The sequence below is a fragment of the Minwuia sp. IMCC3009 genome (assembly GCF_029909415.1).
Classification (GTDB): Bacteria; Pseudomonadota; Alphaproteobacteria; order Minwuiales; family Minwuiaceae; genus Minwuia.
Genome location: NZ_CP123781.1, coordinates 2152904 through 2171560, shown reverse-complemented (window position 1 = coordinate 2171560; position 18657 = coordinate 2152904). Strand labels below are relative to the sequence as shown.

Here is an 18657-nt window from a genome sequence, read left to right as displayed (position 1 = left end):
TCTCAGCCGCCCACGGTCTGCACCAGTTCGTCGACTGTGGCGCGGAGGAGATCAAGGTCACCCGGCTCCGACAGCCGGTGATCGCCCGCCTTCACAAAGTGGATGCGCACGTCGGTCGACCGCAGCGCCTCCGCGATTCGCAGCGAATGCCGCCATGGCACGTCCGGGTCGGCCATGCCATGCAGCAGCCGCACGGGTACATCGACGCCGAGTGTGCCGTCATCCAGCAGATGACAGGCGCGCCCGTCCTCGATCAGTCTTCGCGTGATGACATAGCCTTCCGGATCATACTCGGAGGGAACGCGCACCAGTCCGTCCGCCATCAGGGTCTGCTGATTCGCCGTTCCCAGTTCCTCCCAAATCCAGGTCGTGAAGTCCGGGGCCGGTGCGATGCCGATCAGACCGGCAATGCGTTCCGGGCGTGCAAGCGCCAGGCGCAGCATGACCCATCCCCCCATGGAAGATCCGACAATGATCTGCGGTCCCGTTGTCAGTTCATCAAGAACCGCGGTGGCATCTTCCGTCCAGCGGCTGATGCAGCCCGAATCCGCGAAACTGCCGGAGCTCTCGCCATGTCCGAGATAGTCGAAACGCACGAACCCGAGACCGTTGGCCTGGCAATGCTCCTCCAGCGCCAGGGCCTTGGTGCCACCCATGTCGGACATGAAACCCCCGCAGAAGATGATGCCAGGTGTCTTTCCGGTGGTATGATGATAAGCGATGGTTTCTCCGTCGTGTCGCGACAGTTCTTTCGGCGCGTTCGGCACTCTCGTCTCCTAGCCCAGTGACTACATGACAAGCGAACCACCGATCCACGAACCGGGCAACCCGACACAGACCGGGCCTGCCGCCAGCCGCCCGCTGACCGTGCTGCAGGTGCTGCCCGCGCTGGTGACCGGGGGCGTGGAGCGTGGCACCGCCGACATGGTCACGGCCCTGTCCGTCGCGGGCCATCGGGCCATCGTTGCATCTTCCGGCGGGCACATGGTGCAGGAGGTGGAACGCGGCGGCGGCGAGCATGTGCTGCTGCCCATGCGATCCAAGAATCCGCTGGTGATGTGGCGCAATATCGGCCAACTCGCCCGCCTGATCGTGGCGGAGAAGGTCGATATCGTGCATGCGCGGTCACGCGCCCCGGCCTGGAGCGCGTTCTACGCCGCGCGCCGCACCGGGACACCTTTCGTGACCACGATTCACGGACCCTACAACGGCCAGAATGCCGCCAAGCGTGCCTACAACAGCGTGATGTTTCGCGGCGATCGCGTGATCGCGACGTCCGACTTCATCCGGGACTATCTGCGCCAGGTCGCGCCGGACCTGACCGACGACCGCATCCGGATGATTCCGCGCGGTGTCGATCTGGCCCAGTTCGATATTTCCACCGTCTCCGCGGCCCGGAAGATACAGCTCGCCGAGGCCTGGGCCGTGCCCGCAGGTGCGCCGGTCATCCTGGTGCCGGGACGGCTGGTCCGCTGGAAGGGCCAGCGTGTGATGATCGAAGCACTGGCATTGCTGCGCGATCAGGACTCGGTTGTCGTGTTCGCCGGGGGCGATGTCGGGCATGAAGCCTACAAGCTGGAACTCCGCCGCCTGGCACAGCGCCTGGGCGTTGAGGGGCGGGTGAGGTTCGTCGGCACCTGTCGCGACATGCCGGCTGCCTATGCTCTGGCCAGTGTCGTGGCGTCCACGTCGGTGGAGCCTGAGGCCTTTGGCCGTGTCGCGGTCGAATCACAGGCCATGGGACGTCCGACCGTGGTGACCGGCATCGGCGGCGCCATGGAGACGGTCGTGCCGGGGGAGACGGGCTGGTGGGTCGACCCCGACAATGCTGTCCAACTGGCGGAGGCCGTGGAGACCGCCGTCGCGCTGGATCAGGATGCGCGCGATGCGCTGGCAAGCCGCGCGGTGGCCCATATCGCGGCCAATTTCACCAAGACGCTGATGTGCGAGCGGACGATTTCCGTCTATCGGGAACTGACCGGCACGGCCTGAACCGGTCACCGGCTCAGGGCAGGGGCACCTGCGCCTCGCCGAATGCCTGTTTCTGACGCCTGGCCATACTGTCCACATCGAAGCCTTCGATCAGGTCATGGAACATCCGGTACCAGTTGATCTCCGACTTCAGGTGCAGGAAGACGCCGCCCAGCCCGATGGCCGCGCGGTCCATGAAGACGAACTCCCGCGGTGGCGTGACCCCGCCGCGTTCCTTCAGCTGCCGGTGCACCTTTTCCGCCACATCCTTGCCGTAGACGCCATCGTCGCCGAATTCCTGGATCCGCCGGGCGCGATCCTCCAGCAGCGGCGCATAGACGAAGGCCGCCCAGAGGTTCAGCGTCTCGATCACCTCCTTCGTCAGGCCACCGAAGCCCCAGCTTTCGTAGGCATGTACCGCCAGGGCCTCATCGCCGTCGCGCAGGGCGCAATAGAGGTCGATGACCCCCTGCACGAACTTCGGCTGGAACGTGCGGATGCAGCCATAGTCCAGCAGATTGATCGTCTGGTCGTCGCGCACCGTGTAGTTGCCCAGATGCGGATCACCGTGGATGACGCCGTAGTAATAGAAGGGCACGTACCAGGCCCTGAACATGTTCTGCGCAATGGCGTTGCGCACTTCCTGCGGCGCCTCGGCGAAGGTCATCAGGCGCTGTCCGTCCAGCCAGCTCATGGTCAGCAGACGGTCGGTCGACAGATCAGGTACGACGGTCGGCACATGGACCCCGTCCTCGCCCGACAGCATCTCCTGGTAGAGGCGCATGTGCCTGGCCTCCAGGCGATAGTCCAGTTCCTCCCGCAGGCGGTCCCCGATCTCCGTATGGATATTGCTGGTGTCGATGGAACTGTCGTAGCGCCGATAGATGGAGAAGATCAGTTTCAGCTGCCGCAGGTCCGCCTCCACGGCCGATGACATGTCCGGATACTGCAGTTTCACGGCAAGGTCGGCACCATCGTGTCCGGTGGCGCGGTGGACCTGCCCCAGGGACGCCGCCGCGCTGGCCTCGCGTTCGAAGCTGGCGAACTGCTTCTGCCAGCCCGGGCCGAGTTCGGTCATCATGCGCCGCTTGACGAAGGCCCAGCCCATCGCCGGTGCATCCGCCTGCAGTTGCGAGAGTTCCTGCGCGTATTCCTTCGGCAGAGCCTCCGGGATCGTTGACAGGATCTGCGCCACCTTCATCAGCGGACCCTTCAGTCCGCCAAGCGCGGCCCGCAGATCCTGGGCGTGGACATTGCGATCGATCTCCATGCCCAGATACCGCTCACCGGCCAGCTTGGCAGCCAGTCCGCCCACGGAACGACCGACGCGCGCATACCGCATCACCTGCCCGCCAATCGAATTCCGGTCGTTCGCCATCGCGCTTTCGCCCCATTCCGTTACGGGAACACAATACGCATATGGCGGGCCTGTGGTTCATGACCAAGGGGGCAGGACGTCAGGTCGCGGCTGCTGTGGCGCAATGCCCGGGTGCAGGCAGGTGCGGTGTCAGCCGCCTTCGCGTTCGCCCGCAACGGACAGGCCCATCTTCTTCAGCGCATCGACGGGTGCCTGGGGCAGGGCCAGGTTGGCGGCGCGCATCAGGACAATGCTGATGCGGCGATTGGAGTCGGCATAGGGGTCTTCCGGCATCAGGGGCTCCTGGTCAGCCTTGCCGGTGACCTGATCGATGCGGTGCACCGGAACGCCGACCGCGATCAGGGCGCGACGACTTGCGTTCGCCCGGTCAGCCGACAGTTCCCAGTTGCCGTAGCCGTTGGTGGACCGATAGGGCGTGGCGTCCGTGTGGCCGGTGATCTTGATCTTGTTCGGCAGGGTGGTGACGACGCCGGAAATCAGGCGCAGCAGTTCGGAGGCATGACCTTCCAGCGAGGAACTGCCCTTCGGGAACATGGACCGGCCGCCCTGGTCAACCAGCTGGATACGCAGCCCTTCATCGGTCATGTCGACCATCAGGTTCTCCGCCAGTTCCTTCAGCTCGGGGGGCGCCTGCTCGATGGCGTCCTCGATGGCGTCCATCGCCTCGTTGAAGTTTTCCTGCTCCCGCCGGGCCAGGGCCTCGGCAATGTCGTCCTCACCCGGCGTGCCCTTGCGCCCGCGCTCGGAGCCTGACACGGACTCGTCGTTGTTCGAGATGCCTTCCTCGTCCACCTCGTCGCCGGAGGGGTCGAACTTCTTCCCGTCCTCGTGGCTGTCCTTCTCGTCCTCGATGTCGCCGACGGAGACAACGACGGTGGGCAGGCCGTTGTCGGAGATGCGTGACCCTTCGCGGACCATGGTCTGGCCACCCAGCGCACCGCCCGAACCGGACGTGGACTGGGATGCGGCGGCAGGGGCGAAGTAGTCGGCGATGCCGTTCTTCTGTTCGTCGGTGGTCACGTTCAGCAGCCAGAGCAACAGGAAGAACGCCATCATGGCCGTCACGAAGTCGGCATAGGCCACTTTCCAGGCACCGCCATGATGACCGTGACCGCCCTTGACGATTTTCTTGATGATGATCGGTTGCGGATGTTCGGACATGGTCCCTGGCTGCTGTCAGGTGGAAGAGGTTGAGAGGGTCTCGGATCAGATCTTCGGCGCGTTCTCGACGGCTTCCTCGAGTTCGCTGAAGCTGGGGCGTTCGTGGCTGTAGAGCGTCTTGCGGGCAAACTCGACGGACACGGCCGGGGCGTAGCCATTCAGATAGGCCAGCATGCCGGCCTTCAGGCACTGGTAGTACTTGCCCTCGGCCTCCGCATAGTTCTCCAGGTTCTTGCCCATCGGGCCGACGAAGCCATAGGCGAGCAGGATGCCGAGGAAGGTACCCACAAGCGCCGCGCCGATCAGGCCGCCCAGCACCTCGGGCGGTTCGGAGATGCTGCTCATGGTCACGATGACGCCCAGCACGGCGGCAACGATGCCGAAGGCCGGAAGGCCGTCGCCCACTGTTGTCACGGCAGAGGCGATGGCGTGCTGTTCATGGTGATGGGTCTCGATATCCTCATCCATCAGCGCCTCCATCTCGTGTGCATTCTCCGTGCCCATGGTCATCAGGCGCAGGTAGTCGCACACGAATTCGACCGCGTGATGGTTCTTCATGAAGTTCGGAAAGGCGGAGAAGATGGAGCTCTTCTCCGGATCCTCGATATGTGCTTCCAGCGCCAGCATGCCCTTGGCCTTGGCCAGCTTGTAGATCGTGTACTGCATGGTCAGCAGTTCGACATAGGCTGCCTTGTTGTAGGGCTGTCCCTTCAGGATCTTCCCGATGGACTTGAACACGCCGAAGATCACGGTCTTGGGGTTGGAGATGATGAAACCACCAAACGCCGCCCCGCAGATGATCAGGACTTCCAGGGGCTGGACCAGCACGGCAAAGCTGCCGTGAGGCAGGTAGCCACCCAGAACCGAGCCAATAACCACCAGAACACCGATGATGAAGAACATTGAATCTACCGCCGCTTTTTTTGCACCGGCCCGCAGATTGCCGCCATTGCGGTTAAGATCACGTTAGCGAAGACAGCGTTGCGCATGGCCGCCGAGCGAATTATTCCGGCGGGGCAGGGTTTTCCGCGCGGATGCAATTGGTAAACTCCGTCCCTGTTCGATGAATCTGCTTATGGGTTGGGGAGCGCCATGACGGTAACGCCGCGCGAGATGCGTGATGCAATGGGGTGCTTTGCCACCGGGATCACGGTGATCACTGCTCTGGATGCGAAGGGTCGACCGGTTGGCCTGACGGTCAATTCCTTCAACTCGGTTTCCCTGGAGCCGCCGCTGGTCCTGTTCAGCCTCGACCGGCGTGCCAACTGTGCCGATGCCTTCGGCGCGGGGAAGCCGTTTGCCGTCAACGTTCTGGGCGTTGGTCAGCAGGCGGAATCAAACCACTTCGCCTCCAAGGCCGATGACAAGTTCGCCGACATTCCCTTCGAATGGCAGGCCGGCAACAATGGCTGTGCGATGCTGGACAGCGCCATTGCCAGCTTCGAGTGCGTCGCGGAGGCCACGCATGATGGTGGCGATCACATCATCATCATCGGTCGGGTAACGCATCTGAACCAGGCAGAGGGTGCTGCGCCACTGCTCTACTTCCAGGGCCGGTACGCGGAGATTGCGGGCTGAGGCTTGGCTCAGCTTTCCTCCACCTTCCGGCAGATGCGCCGCAGCGCCGTCCATTCCCGTGCGTCCAGGATCGGTCGGGTTCCCGTCGCCCTGGCCCGGATGTCGGCGGCGCGGTCCTCAGCTCCCGGGTGACTCTGCAGATAGGAGAGCAGACCCACGCCCCATCCGTCCCGTCCGGGGTCGCCGGCAGTCCGGTCGAAGAAGGCGATCATGCCATCAGCCCGGATGTCCAGGGCATTGAGCCGCTCCACCGCGAAACGATCTGCCTGACGTTCGGCGTCGCGTCCATAGGACTGGCTGGCGAGAAATTCTGCCAACTGTCCGCCGGTACCGCCGACATTGCCTGGCGCAATGATGGAGAATATGGCGGCGAGGGCGCTGTCGCGGATCACCTGTTCCACACCATGGCGGTAGGCCACGTGGCCGATCTCGTGCGCCAGGACGCCGGCGATCTCCTCCGGTGACTGCGCATTCCTGATCAGCCCCTCGAACAGGATGATCTGGCCGCCGGGCAGGGCGAAGGCATTCACCAGCCCGTCCGGAACGACCCGGACGTGCGGTTTGGGGTCAAGATCCAGCCCTGCCAGCAAGTCATCCGTCATGCGCTGCAAGACCTCCAGTCCCTCTGGACTGACGCAGGACCGGCGGACTTCGGGCAGGATCAGCGCGATGCTCCTCTCCGCCTCCCGACCGAACTCCCGTTCTGTGGAGACCGGAACCAGGGAGGCGAGCACGCCGACGAGCAGCGGCAATGCGGTCAGGATCACCAGCACGCCGACACAGACCCCTGCCGTGCCGATGGCCAGCCGCTTCAGGTCGCGTCGGATGCCGCCGCGGCGATTGCCGAACACCTGCGGCAGGGTCTCGTGCAGCCTGGCCACCGCACCATCTTCCGTGACCAGCAGCCGGGCGTTCGGCATGCTGGCGTGGCGCAGCCGCAGGCGGGTGCCGCCGTCCGTCAGGTCGATCAGCTCCAGTTCGTCTGCTGACCAGAAACAGGGCATGCCCGCCACCTGGAAGGTCAGTCCGGCGTGGGAGATGCCGATCTCCACCGCCTGCTCCCGCGCCGAGACGCCGTCCAGATAGATTGCCGGGAAACTCATGCTCTCACGCTACTTCGAACCTGCTCAGATACCATCCATTCCCAGTACCGCATCCAGTCCGCTGCCCGCACCCCTGTCCGCATCTGCGACCTGGACGATATTCTCGATATCCATCGAACCGACGATGGTCGTGGTCTCGAAGACATACTCGACGGTCGGGTATTCGACGAAATAGAGGTACGCCGAATAGGAGATCGGACCGATGATGACCATGAAAAGCATGTACGGGATGGCAAACAGCACGAGCTGTCCGACGTCGAACGCCCCCTCCTGTCCTGGCATTGGCAAGGAGCCACCGGCGAACATGATGCTGAAGATCACGAAGAAAATGCCGTAGACGATCAGTCCGGCGAAGAGCCCGCCGAAGAAGTAGATGCTGACGAACCGGATCGGGCGGATATCTGAGGAGAAGCCGAGAGAGCCGAGCCGGGTCTGGCGCAGCATGTACTGGGTCGTGAACCCGCGCCACCATGCCAGTGCGAGTCCGCCCGTCAGCGGCATCAGCAGCCAGCAGAGTACCCAGCGACCGAAGATGTCGCCCACCCAGCCGTGGTAGGTGAACCGTTCACTGCCCAGCGACATGTTGCTCACCAGATAGCGCTGGATCGTGATTGTCACCCAGGGAAGGGCGAGGCCGAGTGTGACCACGGTCGCCAGCAGCGGCACGATGATCCGGCCGAGATAGCCCCCAGTGGAACCGCTGAGGCTGCAATGGATACCGCGCCAGCTTGTACGGCGGATCATGTAGCGATGGCGCCGGTAGATCGCGATGACACCCAGGATGCCCAGCAGTGGATAAAGCGTCAGCAGCCATGCAAAGGGCGCGAACTGCGGGCCCGCGATCGCGAGGATCGCGAACTGGATGATCCAGAACGCCAGCGCCAGTGCCACGCCGACGATCAGGAATCCCAGGAACAGCTCCATGCCCCGGCCGCTGTATTCCAGGCGGCTGCCGCCCTGGGAGAGGTGCCCCCAGATGAAGCGTCGCACATTGGTCCGCGCCCAGAACCAGTATACGCCGAAGGTGGCGACCATCATCAGCATCTGGCGCAGGACCAGTTTCCGGAACTGCGTCCGGGTCGCGGAGAATTTCAGTTCCAGGCTGTTGCCTGTCCCGCCCCCGTCCGCTTCAACCGGGGCGACCTGAGGTGCCGATGGCTCCTGCGGTGGCACCGGTTCGGGCCAGCCCCGCCTGTCATCCTCGTTCATGTCGTCCCTGCCATGCTGTAGTTGTATTTCCTTGCCTGGGACACGTTATGTGTGGGGGGCGGAACTGGCAATTGTCTTGTCCGACGTCTGGCGCCATGCCCTGGCCGGGCGTAAGTTCTGCGCACGACACTTGCAGGAGCTGGCAATGAACGAGATGAATTCGCGACAGGGGCGGAACGAGCCGTCCTCCATGTTCTTCTGGCCGACAGAGGATCGCCCCATTGCCCGACGCGGCGAAGGCATCTTCATCTGGGACGACGAGGGGCGTCGCTACGTTGATGCCAGTTGCGGCCCGCAGACCACCAATGTCGGCCACGGCAACCAGTATGTGATCGATGCCCTGAAGGCGCAGATGGACGACATCTGCTACGCCTTTCGCTCGCATTTCAAGAATGGCCCGGCGGAGCGGCTGGCGGACCGGCTGGCCACGCTGGGCGCGCCGAAAGGCCTGACGCGGGCCTTCTTCTGCTCCGGCGGCTCGGAGGCCGTGGAAGGTGCGATCAAGCTGGCCCGGCAGGTCGCCGTGGCACGCGGGGAGGGGACGCGGCACAAGATCATTTCCCGCATTCCGTCCTATCACGGCTCCACCCTCGGGGCGCTGTCGCTGACCGGTGACCCGGACATGTTCGCTCCCTTCGCGCCGATGATGCCGAACCAGCCGAAGATCCGCGCGCCCTTCGTGGTCGAGCGGGCGGAGGGTGTCTCGGAGGATGAGGCCGCGCTGGCCTTCGCCGACGAACTGGAAACGGAGATCATCAATCAGGGGCCATCGACGGTGCTGGCGTTCATCGTCGAACCGGTTGGTGGCGCGGCCACGGGCGCCCTGACGCCGCCGGATGTCTATTACCAGCGCATCCGCGACATCTGCGACCGGCATGGCCTGCTGCTGATCTATGATGAGGTCATGTGCGGGTCCGGGCGCACCGGCAAGTATCTCGCGGCGGAGCACTGGCCCGCCAACCCGGACATTGTCGCCATGGCAAAGGGGCTGGCCGCCGGTTACGTGCCGCTGGGGGCCGTCATGGCGCGCGGTGACCTGGTGACCCTGGTGGAGGATTCGGGCGGCTTTGCCCATGGCCACACCTATTCAGCCGGCCCGCTGGCCTGCGCGGCCGGTCTGGCTGTGCTGGACGTGCTGATGGACAACGACCTGATCGCCAACGCGGCGGCCATGGGGACGGTTCTGAAGGCCCGGCTGGAGGGGCTGGTGGAACGGTTCCCCTTCATCGGCGAAGTGCGGGGCAAGGGGCTGATGCTCGGCTTCGACGTCATGGCGGACAGGAACAGGCGCATTCCCTTCGCGCCGGAACTCGGTGCCGGCAGTGCCATTGCCCAGGCATGCTACGACCGGGGGCTGATCATCTATTCCCGGCGTATGCTCGGCGGACTGCGGGGTGACCATTTCCTGGTGACGCCGCCGCTGAACGTGACGGAGGGAGAGATCGACATGATCATGGAACTGCTGACGCAGGCGCTGGACGACTTCGCCCCCAGGGCGCGGGAGGCCATGGCATGAGCACCGGTGTCGCGGATCAGGTCATCCTGATCACGGGCGCAGCCAGCGGCATCGGCAAGGCGCTGGTGGAGGGCTTTCTGGCCGATGGCGCCAGCGTGATGGCGGTTGACGTGGATGAGGCCGGGCTGGCGACGCTGAAGGGCGACAGGCTGCTGGCCCATGTCGCCGATGTTTCGGACGCGGAAGCCGTTGCCAACATGATCGGGCTCGCCGTGAGCCACTTCGGGCGACTGGATGTGCTGTTCAACAATGCCGGCATCGGCGTTCGCGCGCCGCTGGTCGATCATGCCCCGGCGGACTTCGAACGGCTGATCCGGGTGAATCTCGTCGGTCCCTTCCTGGCCATGCAGGTGGCCATGCCGCTGATGCAGCAGCAGGGCGGCGGGCACATCATCAACACGCTGTCGCGGGCCGGTGAGGCGGGGGGCAAGGGCTTCGGTGCCTATGGGGCCTCCAAGGCCGGGCTCTATACCCTGATGCGGACGGCGGCGCGGGAGATGCTGGGGACCGGCGTGCGGATCAATGGTCTGATCCCGGGTCCGACCCGATCGGGCATGAACCCGAAGGCACCGCAGGATCCGGCGGATGTCTATCCGACGGCGCGCTGGATGGTCGAGACCGGTGCCGGAGACCAGACCGGCCGGGTCTTCTGGAACCGGCAGGAATATCTGATGTTCGACGAAGGCAATGTGACCTTCAAGCGGGAGATTGCCTGATGGATGATGTGCAACGGATGCTGATCGAGCGGGCCTGTGAAAGGCTTCAGGTGGAATACTGTCACCTCGTCGATCACGGTACGGCGGCCAGGATCGCGGACCTGTTCACGGATGATGGCGTGTGGGCGGCGGGCAGGCGGGCCTTCGAAGGGATCGATGCGATCCGCGACAGCTTCCAGAAGCGCCAGGACAATCAGGATCGCCGATCCCGTCACGTCTGCTCCAACGCGCTGATCGACGTGCAGGACGCGGACAATGCAACGGGGACGGTCTATCTGATCCTCTACCGCCACGATGATCCGGAGAACGCGCGGACCCGACCGGCGTCCCTGCCGGAAATGGTCGGTGCCTACCGGGACACCTTCCGTCGGACGGAGGCTGGCTGGCGGTTCAGCCGTCGCGAAGTGGTCATCGACTTCGCGCCCTGATCACTCGGCCACGACCGCATTCTCCGGCAACAGCCCTTTCGGATAGAGCAGCCAGAGATCCAGCGGGCGGTTCATGCTGCCCGCCAGGCGGGCTGCCTCATCGCCCGGCCCAAGGAACAGGTCGGCGCGGCGCGGTCCCCGGATCGCGCCGCCGGTATCCTCGGCCAGCGTCAGGCGATGGATCTCCGGGTCGGATCCCTGCGCCTCTGTGGCCACGAACATCGGCAACCCGAGCGTCCAGACACGCCGGTCCACGGCTATCGAGCGGCCCGGTGTCAGTTGGGTTCCGGCGGCGCCTATTGCACCGGTGACACCCTTCCGCTCCTGAAAGAAGACGTAGGACGGGTTGAGGTCCATGATCGCCTCCGCCTCCACCGGATTGGCGGCCAGCCACTGCCGGATCGCCTGCATCGACATGTCCGCCCGCGCGATCGCACCACTGGCGATCAGGTCACGACCGATGGCGCGATAGGGGTGACCGTTCTGTGCGGCGTAGCCCACATAGGCGATCTCACCGCCGGGCAGGGCAATGCGGCCGGATCCCTGGATCTGCAGGAAGAAGAGGTCGACCGGGTCGGCGAGCCAGAAGATCGGATCGACCGTGTCGGCCAGCGCGCCGCTGCGGATTGCCGATCTGTCGGCATAGGGCACCAGCTTCTGTCCCTCCAGCCGACCGGCGATACGGGTCCCCTTCAGGTCAGGACGGAAGGATGCCAGGTCCACATCGATCAGATCGTCCGGACGTGGCAGCAGCGGAACCTGGAAACCGGCCTCTGCCTGTCGTCTCCCCTCGTAGGTAGGCTCGAAGTAACCGGTCAGCAGACCCGGCCCCTCTGCCTGCAGCGCCCAGACATCGAACCGGGCCTCGATGAAGCCCCGGTCCAGCCCGGTATTGTCTTTCAGATCGGTGCAGACCTGCCGCATGGCGTCAGCCAGTTCGCCCCTGCGCCATTTCCAGCGGGCGCACTGGCGCAGCAGGGAAGGCGCGATCGCCGAAACGTCATCGGCTTTCCAGCCGGGCAGGTCGTCGAACGTCGCCGGGGTCAACGCATGACTCGCGTCGGGAATCTTCGGTGGCTGGGGCACCATCAGCACCACGCCAACGAACAGCGCGACCGCGATCAGGATCAGCGCTGCCGCCGCCAGCCGTGTGCCTTCGATTCTCATCCGGCTGGCAGCACCGGTGCCGGATCGTTCAGATTGATGATGCGGTCGCTGTCCAGGAAGGAGAGGTTGGCCGCCCGCAGTTTCTCCGCCTCCTCATCGAACAGGAACGGCAGCAGGGCATAGCGGGTGCCGCGTGTGACCGGCATGGCCTCATGCAGCACACCACAGCCGAACACCACCGCACCGCCTGTCGGCGCGCGATAGCGGTGATCGACATATTCCGGGAACCGCAGGTCGCCGCCGTCGTATTCCTCCGCATTCAGATTGATCGTGACCGCGAAGCGACGATGCGCCGTGCCCTTGGTCGTGTTGTCGCGATGGGCGCGGAAGAAACCGCCCGATTTCTCGTCGTAGCAGGCGACCAGATAGCGTTCCAGACGGGTGGCGTTGAAGTTGAAGGCCCGGAAGATCAGCGGGCAGAGGCGACGGTTGATCGCGTCACGCACCTCCGCACGCAGGGCCTGATCCTCGATCAGGCAGTCCTGTCGACGCTTGAAACGGCTGTCCATGATGCCGACGGTGCGTCCGTCGACCTCACGCATGAAGCCGCTCTCGGAACCGCCCGTGCTCTCGAAGTAATTGATCAGCCGCCGACAGAATTCCGGCGGGATGACATTGGGCACCACCAGCACAGGTGCCTGCCGCTCGATGGTGACCGGCGGTTCACGGGGCGGAATGTGGTCCAGCATGTCGTGCAGGCGCTGCGCCAGCGAGTCCAGCGGGGCGAGGGGCTGGAAGCCGACGATGCGGACACTCTCGTCAATGACATAGGCACCGTTCAGCAGACTCGGCGGCGTTTCCCCCTGCCGGGGCTTCACCATGCGGAACCGTCGGGCAATGGCACCATCGACATCGCGGAACAGCGTGATCGGCAGGTTGGTGCCATCCTGGTCAGCCGCGACCGACGCATCAGGCCCCGGCACCACGCCGAAGACATGCACACCCTTGGAGCGCAGTGACGGCAGTGCGGCAGCCAGAACCCTGCGTGCCTGAATGCGTTCCGGCCCGTTCAGGAACACGAGCACCGCGCGGTGTCCGCCGATGGTATTGAAATGAAATGCCGGGTTCACAGTTGACGGCGCGGTGAAATCCGGGGCGGGATCACCAGGATGAAGACGCGCTGAAGGCGCCGCCAATGTATCCATGATCAGTGCGCGGAGCGGGTCGCGATCAGTTCCCAGTTCGGGTCACGGGAACGCGTGTCGCGGGCAAAGGTCCAGATCTCGGTCAGCGTGTTCACGTCATTCGGATCACCTGCGATGACGCGTCCTTCCGAATCCTTTGTGGCCGAGATCATGCTCGAAACGAACTTCACGGTCACTTCCGCGACCTTGCTATCGGTCAGTTCCGCCTCGACGATCTCCGCCTGCTTGATGCCGACCAGCGTGGTTTCCTGCGTCTGTTTCGCGGCCTCACGCGCATCGATGGCTGCGGAGAAGCTGCCGAAGACCTTCTCGGCCAGCAGCGGCCTCAGCGTATCCCTGTCCCCGGCGGCGAAGGCATTCACGATCATCTCGTAGGCGCCGCGTGCGCCGTCGGCGAATGTGCGGCGGTCGAAGTTCGGGTCCGCCTTGCGGATCGCGTACAGGCCCTGCTCCAGCGGTGAGGCGTCCTCGGCCGGTGGCATGTCATCCTCCGGCCTGTCGTCGCGCCTTACGCCGTCGCGGGCCGGCAGATCGATGATGTTGTCACCGCGCTCGTCAGATGCCTCGGACGGCTTCGTGCCCAGGCCCCCGAGACGCGTCCGCGGGTGCTCCTGCTCATGCCCCGTGCGGCGGCCAAGCGTGTTCCGCAGCCGCAGAATCAGGAATGCTGCGATCATGCCGAAGATTACAATCTCGAAAATCGGGAATCCGTTACCCATATTCCACTCACTGGCGCGTGCGCCGGGGGTTGATGATTGCCCTCGCTTGCGGGCTTCACTGCAACCAACATAGGCCGCGGACACCGCGCGAACAAGCCATGCCCCTGCTATTCCTGCTTCTCTTCATTGCAATGCCGATCATCGAGATCGCGGTCTTCATCCAGGCCGGTGACGTGATCGGCCTCTGGCCCACGCTGGCTATCGTCATCGTCACCGGTGTCGCGGGGACAATCCTGCTGCGTACACAAGGATATGGCGTCGTCGGGCGCATCCGCGCGCGCATGGAGGAGGGACAGCCGCCACTCTTCGAGATGTTCGAAGGCCTGTGCATCTTCGCTGCGGGACTGCTGCTGCTGACGCCGGGTTTCGTGACTGACAGCATCGGATTCCTGCTGTTCCTGCCCCCGCTGCGGCGACTTATCGCGGTCTCCATCGCCAGTCGGGTGAAGGTGCATGTCCGCGCCAGCGCGGCGCAGGGACCGCACAGCGGACCCCGCCGCGGTCCCGATGGCAGCGGGCCGGTCATCGACGGCGAATATGAAACGGTCGATCCCGACCGCGAGAAACTGCGTTAGGCGGTCAGACGACCCGTTTCTCGCGCAGGGCGGCGATCACGTCGGCGCCATAGCCCAGGTCGGCCAGGATCTGATCGGTATGCTCGCCCAGCATCGGTGCACGGTGGCGGATACCGCCGGGCGTGCTGCTCAGGTTGATCGGCGCGGAGGCGATCGGGGCAGGGGCGGGAACATCCGGGTACTCGACGCCCTGCAGGAAGCCCATGGCCTGGATATGCGGGTCGTCCAGCGCCTGCTGCGGTGAATGCATCGGACCGGCGGGAACGGAGGCGGCGGCGTAGTCGGCCAGCACATCCACGGTCTTGCGCCCCTTCGCATGTTCACGCGCGATTTCCGAGAGGATCTCGCCATTGTCGCCGCGGTCGAGGTCGCTGGTGAAGCGCGGGTCATCCTTCAGTTCCGGGCGACCGACCATGTCGGCCCAGCGTTCGAACAGCGGCCGGCCCACCACCTGCACGATGATCCAGCCATCGCCGGTCTGGATGATGTCGGTCGGGCCTGCGGTCTGGCCTCGGTTCAGGGTGGGCTTGCGGTTGATGCCGGTCAGGGCCTGTTCGATCAGCGCCGCATTGCCGATGGTGAGCGCGGAACGCACCAGCGCCCCCTCCACCATCTGGCCCTCACCGGTCTTGTCGCGGTGCATCAGGGCCACCAGCGTGCCGATGGCGGACATCATGGCGGTGGTGAAATCGACGAAGGGGGCAGCGAACTTCACCGGCTGATCCTCGGACCCCGACATGTAGGTGCTGCCCGACATGACCTGGCCGATGCCGTCGAAGCCGACCCGGTCGCTGTAGGGACCGCCGTGGCCATAGGCGGAGACGGTGGTCAGGATGATGTCCTTCTTGATCTTGCGCAGGCTTTCCAGGTCCAGACCCATGGCCAGCAGGCCCTGCGGCGGCAGGTTGGCCACCACCACATCGGCGGTCTCCACCAGCTTCGCCACGATCTCCCGACCTTCCGGCTTCATCGGATTCAGCGTCATGCCGCGCTTGTTGCGGTTGACCTGCATGAACAGGGCGCCGACGCCGCCGTCACCGTTCACGGGGGTGGTGTAGCGATCCTCCGATCCCGCGACCTTCTCGATACGGATCACGTCGGCACCGAACTCGGCCAGCAGGGTGGCGCAATAGGGTCCGGCGATATAGCGCCCGAAATCCAGCACCCGGTAACCGCTCAACACACCACTCATCTTGCATTCCTCCCCAGGATCGCGGCGCCGCAGCGCGCACTTATCGTCGTTCTATGCTCATCTTCATACCGAAGCGCGGACGCAACGTCACGATGCCCTGTGGCATGACAGGGTGGCCCTGCTTCAGACGCAGGCGATAGCGCCGGGCGATCATGGCCAGCGCCAGCCGTCCCTCCGTCTGCGCGAACCCGGACCCGATGCAGATGCGCGGGCCGCCGCCGAACGGGAAATAGGCGTGCTTGTGGCGGGCATGAACCTTCTCGTCGGCGAACCGGTCCGGGTTGAAGATTTCCGGGTCCGGCCAGAGCCGGGGATTGCGGTGCGTGATGTAGGGGCTGACCGTCACATAGGCCCCCCTCGGCACCAGCAGTCCGTCGCCACCTTCTCCATCCAATCTGTCAGCTTTCTCCGCGAAGCGACTGATTGAAAAGGCCGGTGGATAGAGCCGCAACGTCTCGTCAAAGATCATGCGGGTACGTTGCAGCGGGTGCAGGTCATCGAATCCGGGACGCCGTTCCCCGAGCATCCGTGTCACTTCCCGGTGCAGCAGGGCATCCTCGTCCGGGTGCTGGTCCAGCAGGTAGAACACCCAGGTCAGGGCCTGCGCCGTCGTCTCGTGACCGGCGGCGAACAGGGTGACGACCTCATCGCGCAACTGCGCATCGGTCATGCCCTCGCCGGTTTCCGGGTCGCGCGCGTCCAGCAGCATCTGCAGCAGATCCTCCCCCGGTTCCGCAGCGCTGCGGCGGGTCTCGATCAGGTCGAGGATCATGCGGTCCAGGGTGGCCAGTGCCCGCTTTGCCTCCGGGTCTCGGATGCGCGGCAACCATTCGGGCAGGCCCAGCATCTCGATCACCGGCGTCCGACCGAAGCTGCTGATCAGGGTCGCGACGGCCTTGCCCAGTTCATCGATGGAGGTTCCGAGATCGCGGGAAAACAGGGTCCGCGCCACGATCTCCATGGTCAGGCGCATCATCTCCTGCGCGATGTCCACATGGCGACCGGTGTCGGCAATGGCGTCCCAGCGTTCGATCAGCCCCTCGGTACATTCGGCCATGATGTCGGCCAGGACCCGCAGACGCCTGTAATGGAAGGCCGGAGCGGCGATGCGGCGCTGCCTGCGCCAGAAGGTGCCTTCCGACGTCAGCAGGCCGTTGCCGAGGGCAGGGCCCAGGATACGGCGGTTCAGACGACCCTTGGTGTAGATGTCGGGCTTCTCCACCAGGATCTCGTGGATCCAGTCCGGGCGGTTCACCAGGATGAACGGCTGGAACCCGATGCGGCGGAAGGTGCAGTCCTTGTCGAAGACGTAGGGCGGATAGACCTCGATGATGTTGTCGCGGATGGTCCGGATGGTCTCCACCACGCTCAGCCGCCGGTCCTTGCCCGGATGGCGCTGGCGCGGGCGGTTGCTCAGGTCCACCGCATCGATCATCGGCGTCTTTCGTCCTCACTGGCGAAGGGGTTCTTCGACTTGCGCAGCATAATCCGGATCGGCACGCCGTGCAGCCCGAACGTGTCCCGCAGGCCATTGACCAGATAGCGCTCGTAGGCCGAGGGCAACTGACCACCGGAGGACGTGAACAGGCTGAAGGTCGGCGGACGCGCCTTGACCTGGGTCATGTAGCGGATGCGGAACCGGCGTCCGTCCACCAGCGGCGGCGGATGTTTCCGGGTCATTTCCTCGATCCAGCGGTTCAGACGCGCCGTGCTGACACGCAGGTTCCAGGCCTTCTCCGCCTTCAGGACTGTCGGCAGCAGCTTGTCCACGCCGCGCCCCTTCAGGGCCGAGAAAGTGACGATCGGGACGCCCTTGATCTGGGCAAGCTGGGTTTCCAGCTTGTAGCGGATCTCCGTCATGGTCTCGGCGCCGTCTTCCACCAGGTCCCACTTGTTGACGCCGATGACGAGGCCGCGGCCCTCTTCCTCCGTCTGCCGCGCGATCACCAGATCCTGCCGTTCCAGCGGCTGTGTGGCATCGATCAGCAGGACAACGATCTCCGCGAACTGCACCGCGCGCAGGCCATCGGCAACCGCGAGCTTTTCCAGCTTCTGGTTCACCCGGGCGCGGCGGCGCATTCCGGCGGTGTCATAGAGACGGATGGTGCGCCCTTCATGTTCCCAGTCGACGGAGATGGAATCGCGCGTGATGCCGGCCTCCGGCCCCGTGAGCAGCCGTTCCTGGCCGATGATCCGGTTGATCAGGGTGGACTTGCCCGCGTTCGGGCGACCGACAATGGCCAGCATCAGCGGCTTGTTGTCAGGGTCGTCCTCGACCGTCTCCCCGTCGTCGTCCGGGGCGAAGGGCAGCAGCGCGTCATGCAGATCGACCATGCCTTCGCCATGCTCGGCCGAGATGGCGACCGGGTCACCCAGACCCATGCCGAAGGCGTCATAGATGCCGCCTTCGCCCGCGCGGCCCTCGCACTTGTTGGCGACGACGATGACCGGCACCTCGCTGCGGCGCAGCCAGTCGCCGAAGTGCTGGTCCACCGGGGTCACCCCGGCGCGCGCATCGATGACAAAAAGCGCGACATCCGCCTCCGCCAGGGCCAGCTCGGTCTGCTGGCGCATGCGCGCCTCCAGACTGTTGTCGAAGACATCCTCCAGACCGGCGGTATCGATCACCCGGAATTCCAGCCGGGCGATATGGCCCAGGCCCTCCCGGCGGTCGCGGGTGACACCCGGCAGGTCATCGACAAGCGCCAGTCGCTTGCCCACCAGACGGTTGAACAGCGTGGACTTGCCGACGTTGGGTCGGCCGATGATGGCAACAGTGAAACTCATGAGTCAGGCCGT

At 64.8% G+C, this 18657-nt stretch carries 18 protein-coding genes; 6 read left to right on the top strand and 12 right to left on the bottom strand.

The window, feature by feature from the left end; all coding sequences use genetic code 11:
• Positions 1-2 precede the first annotated feature (2 nt).
• The gene (locus QGV55_RS10220; RefSeq protein ID WP_281016912.1) at positions 3-767 is read right to left on the bottom strand and encodes an alpha/beta hydrolase; all 765 of its coding nucleotides are present in this window, start codon (positions 765-767) and stop codon (positions 3-5) included.
• Positions 768-792: 25 nt separating this feature from the next.
• On the opposite strand from QGV55_RS10220, the gene QGV55_RS10215 reads away from it, so the two are divergent.
• Positions 793-1992, top strand: coding sequence for a glycosyltransferase family 4 protein (locus QGV55_RS10215; protein WP_281016913.1), 1200 nt, complete (start codon positions 793-795; stop codon positions 1990-1992).
• A gap of 13 nt (positions 1993-2005) precedes the next feature.
• On the opposite strand, the gene QGV55_RS10210 is transcribed toward QGV55_RS10215, so the two are convergent.
• The 3 genes from QGV55_RS10210 to motA all read right to left on the bottom strand — a co-directional run bounded on the left by QGV55_RS10210 (position 2006) and on the right by motA (position 5413).
• Positions 2006-3349, bottom strand: a complete 1344-nt coding sequence (locus tag QGV55_RS10210) for an AarF/ABC1/UbiB kinase family protein (RefSeq protein WP_281016914.1) — start codon at positions 3347-3349, stop codon at positions 2006-2008.
• 129 nt (positions 3350-3478) lie between these two features.
• Positions 3479-4510 carry a flagellar motor protein MotB gene (locus QGV55_RS10205; RefSeq protein WP_281016915.1) on the bottom strand — a complete coding sequence of 344 codons (1032 nt, stop codon included), beginning with the start codon at positions 4508-4510 and terminating at the stop codon, positions 3479-3481.
• Positions 4511-4555: 45 nt separating this feature from the next.
• A complete protein-coding gene (motA, locus tag QGV55_RS10200; RefSeq protein ID WP_281016916.1) occupies positions 4556-5413 on the bottom strand; it encodes a flagellar motor stator protein MotA in 858 nt (285 codons plus the stop codon).
• Between the two features lie 189 nt (positions 5414-5602).
• On the opposite strand from motA, the gene QGV55_RS10195 reads away from it, so the two are divergent.
• Positions 5603-6088: a flavin reductase family protein gene (locus QGV55_RS10195; RefSeq protein WP_281016917.1), complete on the top strand. Its 486-nt coding sequence runs from the start codon at positions 5603-5605 to the stop codon at positions 6086-6088.
• 8 nt (positions 6089-6096) lie between these two features.
• On the opposite strand, the gene QGV55_RS10190 is transcribed toward QGV55_RS10195, so the two are convergent.
• Together QGV55_RS10190 and QGV55_RS10185 are read right to left on the bottom strand one after the other, a co-directional pair.
• A complete protein-coding gene (locus QGV55_RS10190; protein WP_281016918.1) occupies positions 6097-7191 on the bottom strand; it encodes a M48 family metallopeptidase in 1095 nt (364 codons plus the stop codon).
• A 24-nt stretch (positions 7192-7215) separates the two neighbouring features.
• Positions 7216-8400, bottom strand: coding sequence for a DUF898 family protein (locus QGV55_RS10185; RefSeq protein WP_281016919.1), 1185 nt, complete (start codon positions 8398-8400; stop codon positions 7216-7218).
• A 145-nt stretch (positions 8401-8545) separates the two neighbouring features.
• Between QGV55_RS10185 and QGV55_RS10180 the strand changes: the two genes are divergently transcribed.
• The 3 genes from QGV55_RS10180 to QGV55_RS10170 are packed head-to-tail and all read left to right on the top strand — an operon-like array spanning position 8546 to position 11060.
• On the top strand, positions 8546-9916 hold the full coding sequence (locus QGV55_RS10180) for an aspartate aminotransferase family protein (RefSeq protein WP_281016920.1): 1371 nt from the start codon (positions 8546-8548) through the stop codon (positions 9914-9916).
• The gene (locus QGV55_RS10175) at positions 9913-10632 is read left to right on the top strand and encodes an SDR family oxidoreductase (RefSeq protein WP_281016921.1); all 720 of its coding nucleotides are present in this window, start codon (positions 9913-9915) and stop codon (positions 10630-10632) included. Before QGV55_RS10180 ends, QGV55_RS10175 begins: the two co-directional genes overlap by 4 nt.
• Positions 10632-11060 carry a nuclear transport factor 2 family protein gene (locus QGV55_RS10170; protein WP_281016923.1) on the top strand — a complete coding sequence of 143 codons (429 nt, stop codon included), beginning with the start codon at positions 10632-10634 and terminating at the stop codon, positions 11058-11060. The genes QGV55_RS10175 and QGV55_RS10170 overlap by 1 nt, the downstream gene beginning before the upstream one ends.
• On the opposite strand, the gene QGV55_RS10165 is transcribed toward QGV55_RS10170, so the two are convergent.
• The 3 genes from QGV55_RS10165 to QGV55_RS10155 are packed head-to-tail and all read right to left on the bottom strand — an operon-like array spanning position 11061 to position 14091.
• Positions 11061-12227: an MltA domain-containing protein gene (locus QGV55_RS10165; RefSeq protein ID WP_281016924.1), complete on the bottom strand. Its 1167-nt coding sequence runs from the start codon at positions 12225-12227 to the stop codon at positions 11061-11063.
• Positions 12224-13372 (bottom strand): 2OG-Fe(II) oxygenase, encoded by a 1149-nt coding sequence (locus tag QGV55_RS10160; protein ID WP_281016925.1) that lies wholly within the window; start codon positions 13370-13372, stop codon positions 12224-12226. The genes QGV55_RS10165 and QGV55_RS10160 overlap by 4 nt, the downstream gene beginning before the upstream one ends.
• Before the next feature lie 2 nt (positions 13373-13374).
• On the bottom strand, positions 13375-14091 hold the full coding sequence (locus QGV55_RS10155; RefSeq protein WP_281016926.1) for a Tim44/TimA family putative adaptor protein: 717 nt from the start codon (positions 14089-14091) through the stop codon (positions 13375-13377).
• A 98-nt stretch (positions 14092-14189) separates the two neighbouring features.
• On the opposite strand from QGV55_RS10155, the gene QGV55_RS10150 reads away from it, so the two are divergent.
• Positions 14190-14666 (top strand): FxsA family protein, encoded by a 477-nt coding sequence (locus QGV55_RS10150; RefSeq protein WP_281016927.1) that lies wholly within the window; start codon positions 14190-14192, stop codon positions 14664-14666.
• Between the two features lie 4 nt (positions 14667-14670).
• Here the strand turns inward: QGV55_RS10150 and QGV55_RS10145 are convergent, their stop codons facing one another.
• Genes QGV55_RS10145 through der form a run of 3 tightly spaced genes read right to left on the bottom strand, consistent with a single transcriptional unit; the run spans position 14671 to position 18645 of the window.
• Positions 14671-15858 carry a CoA transferase gene (locus tag QGV55_RS10145; protein ID WP_281016928.1) on the bottom strand — a complete coding sequence of 396 codons (1188 nt, stop codon included), beginning with the start codon at positions 15856-15858 and terminating at the stop codon, positions 14671-14673.
• A 40-nt stretch (positions 15859-15898) separates the two neighbouring features.
• A complete protein-coding gene (locus QGV55_RS10140) occupies positions 15899-17293 on the bottom strand; it encodes a cytochrome P450 (protein WP_281016929.1) in 1395 nt (464 codons plus the stop codon).
• Positions 17290-18645, bottom strand: coding sequence for a ribosome biogenesis GTPase Der (gene der, locus QGV55_RS10135; protein ID WP_281016930.1), 1356 nt, complete (start codon positions 18643-18645; stop codon positions 17290-17292). The genes QGV55_RS10140 and der overlap by 4 nt, the downstream gene beginning before the upstream one ends.
• Positions 18646-18657: the final 12 nt, after the last annotated feature.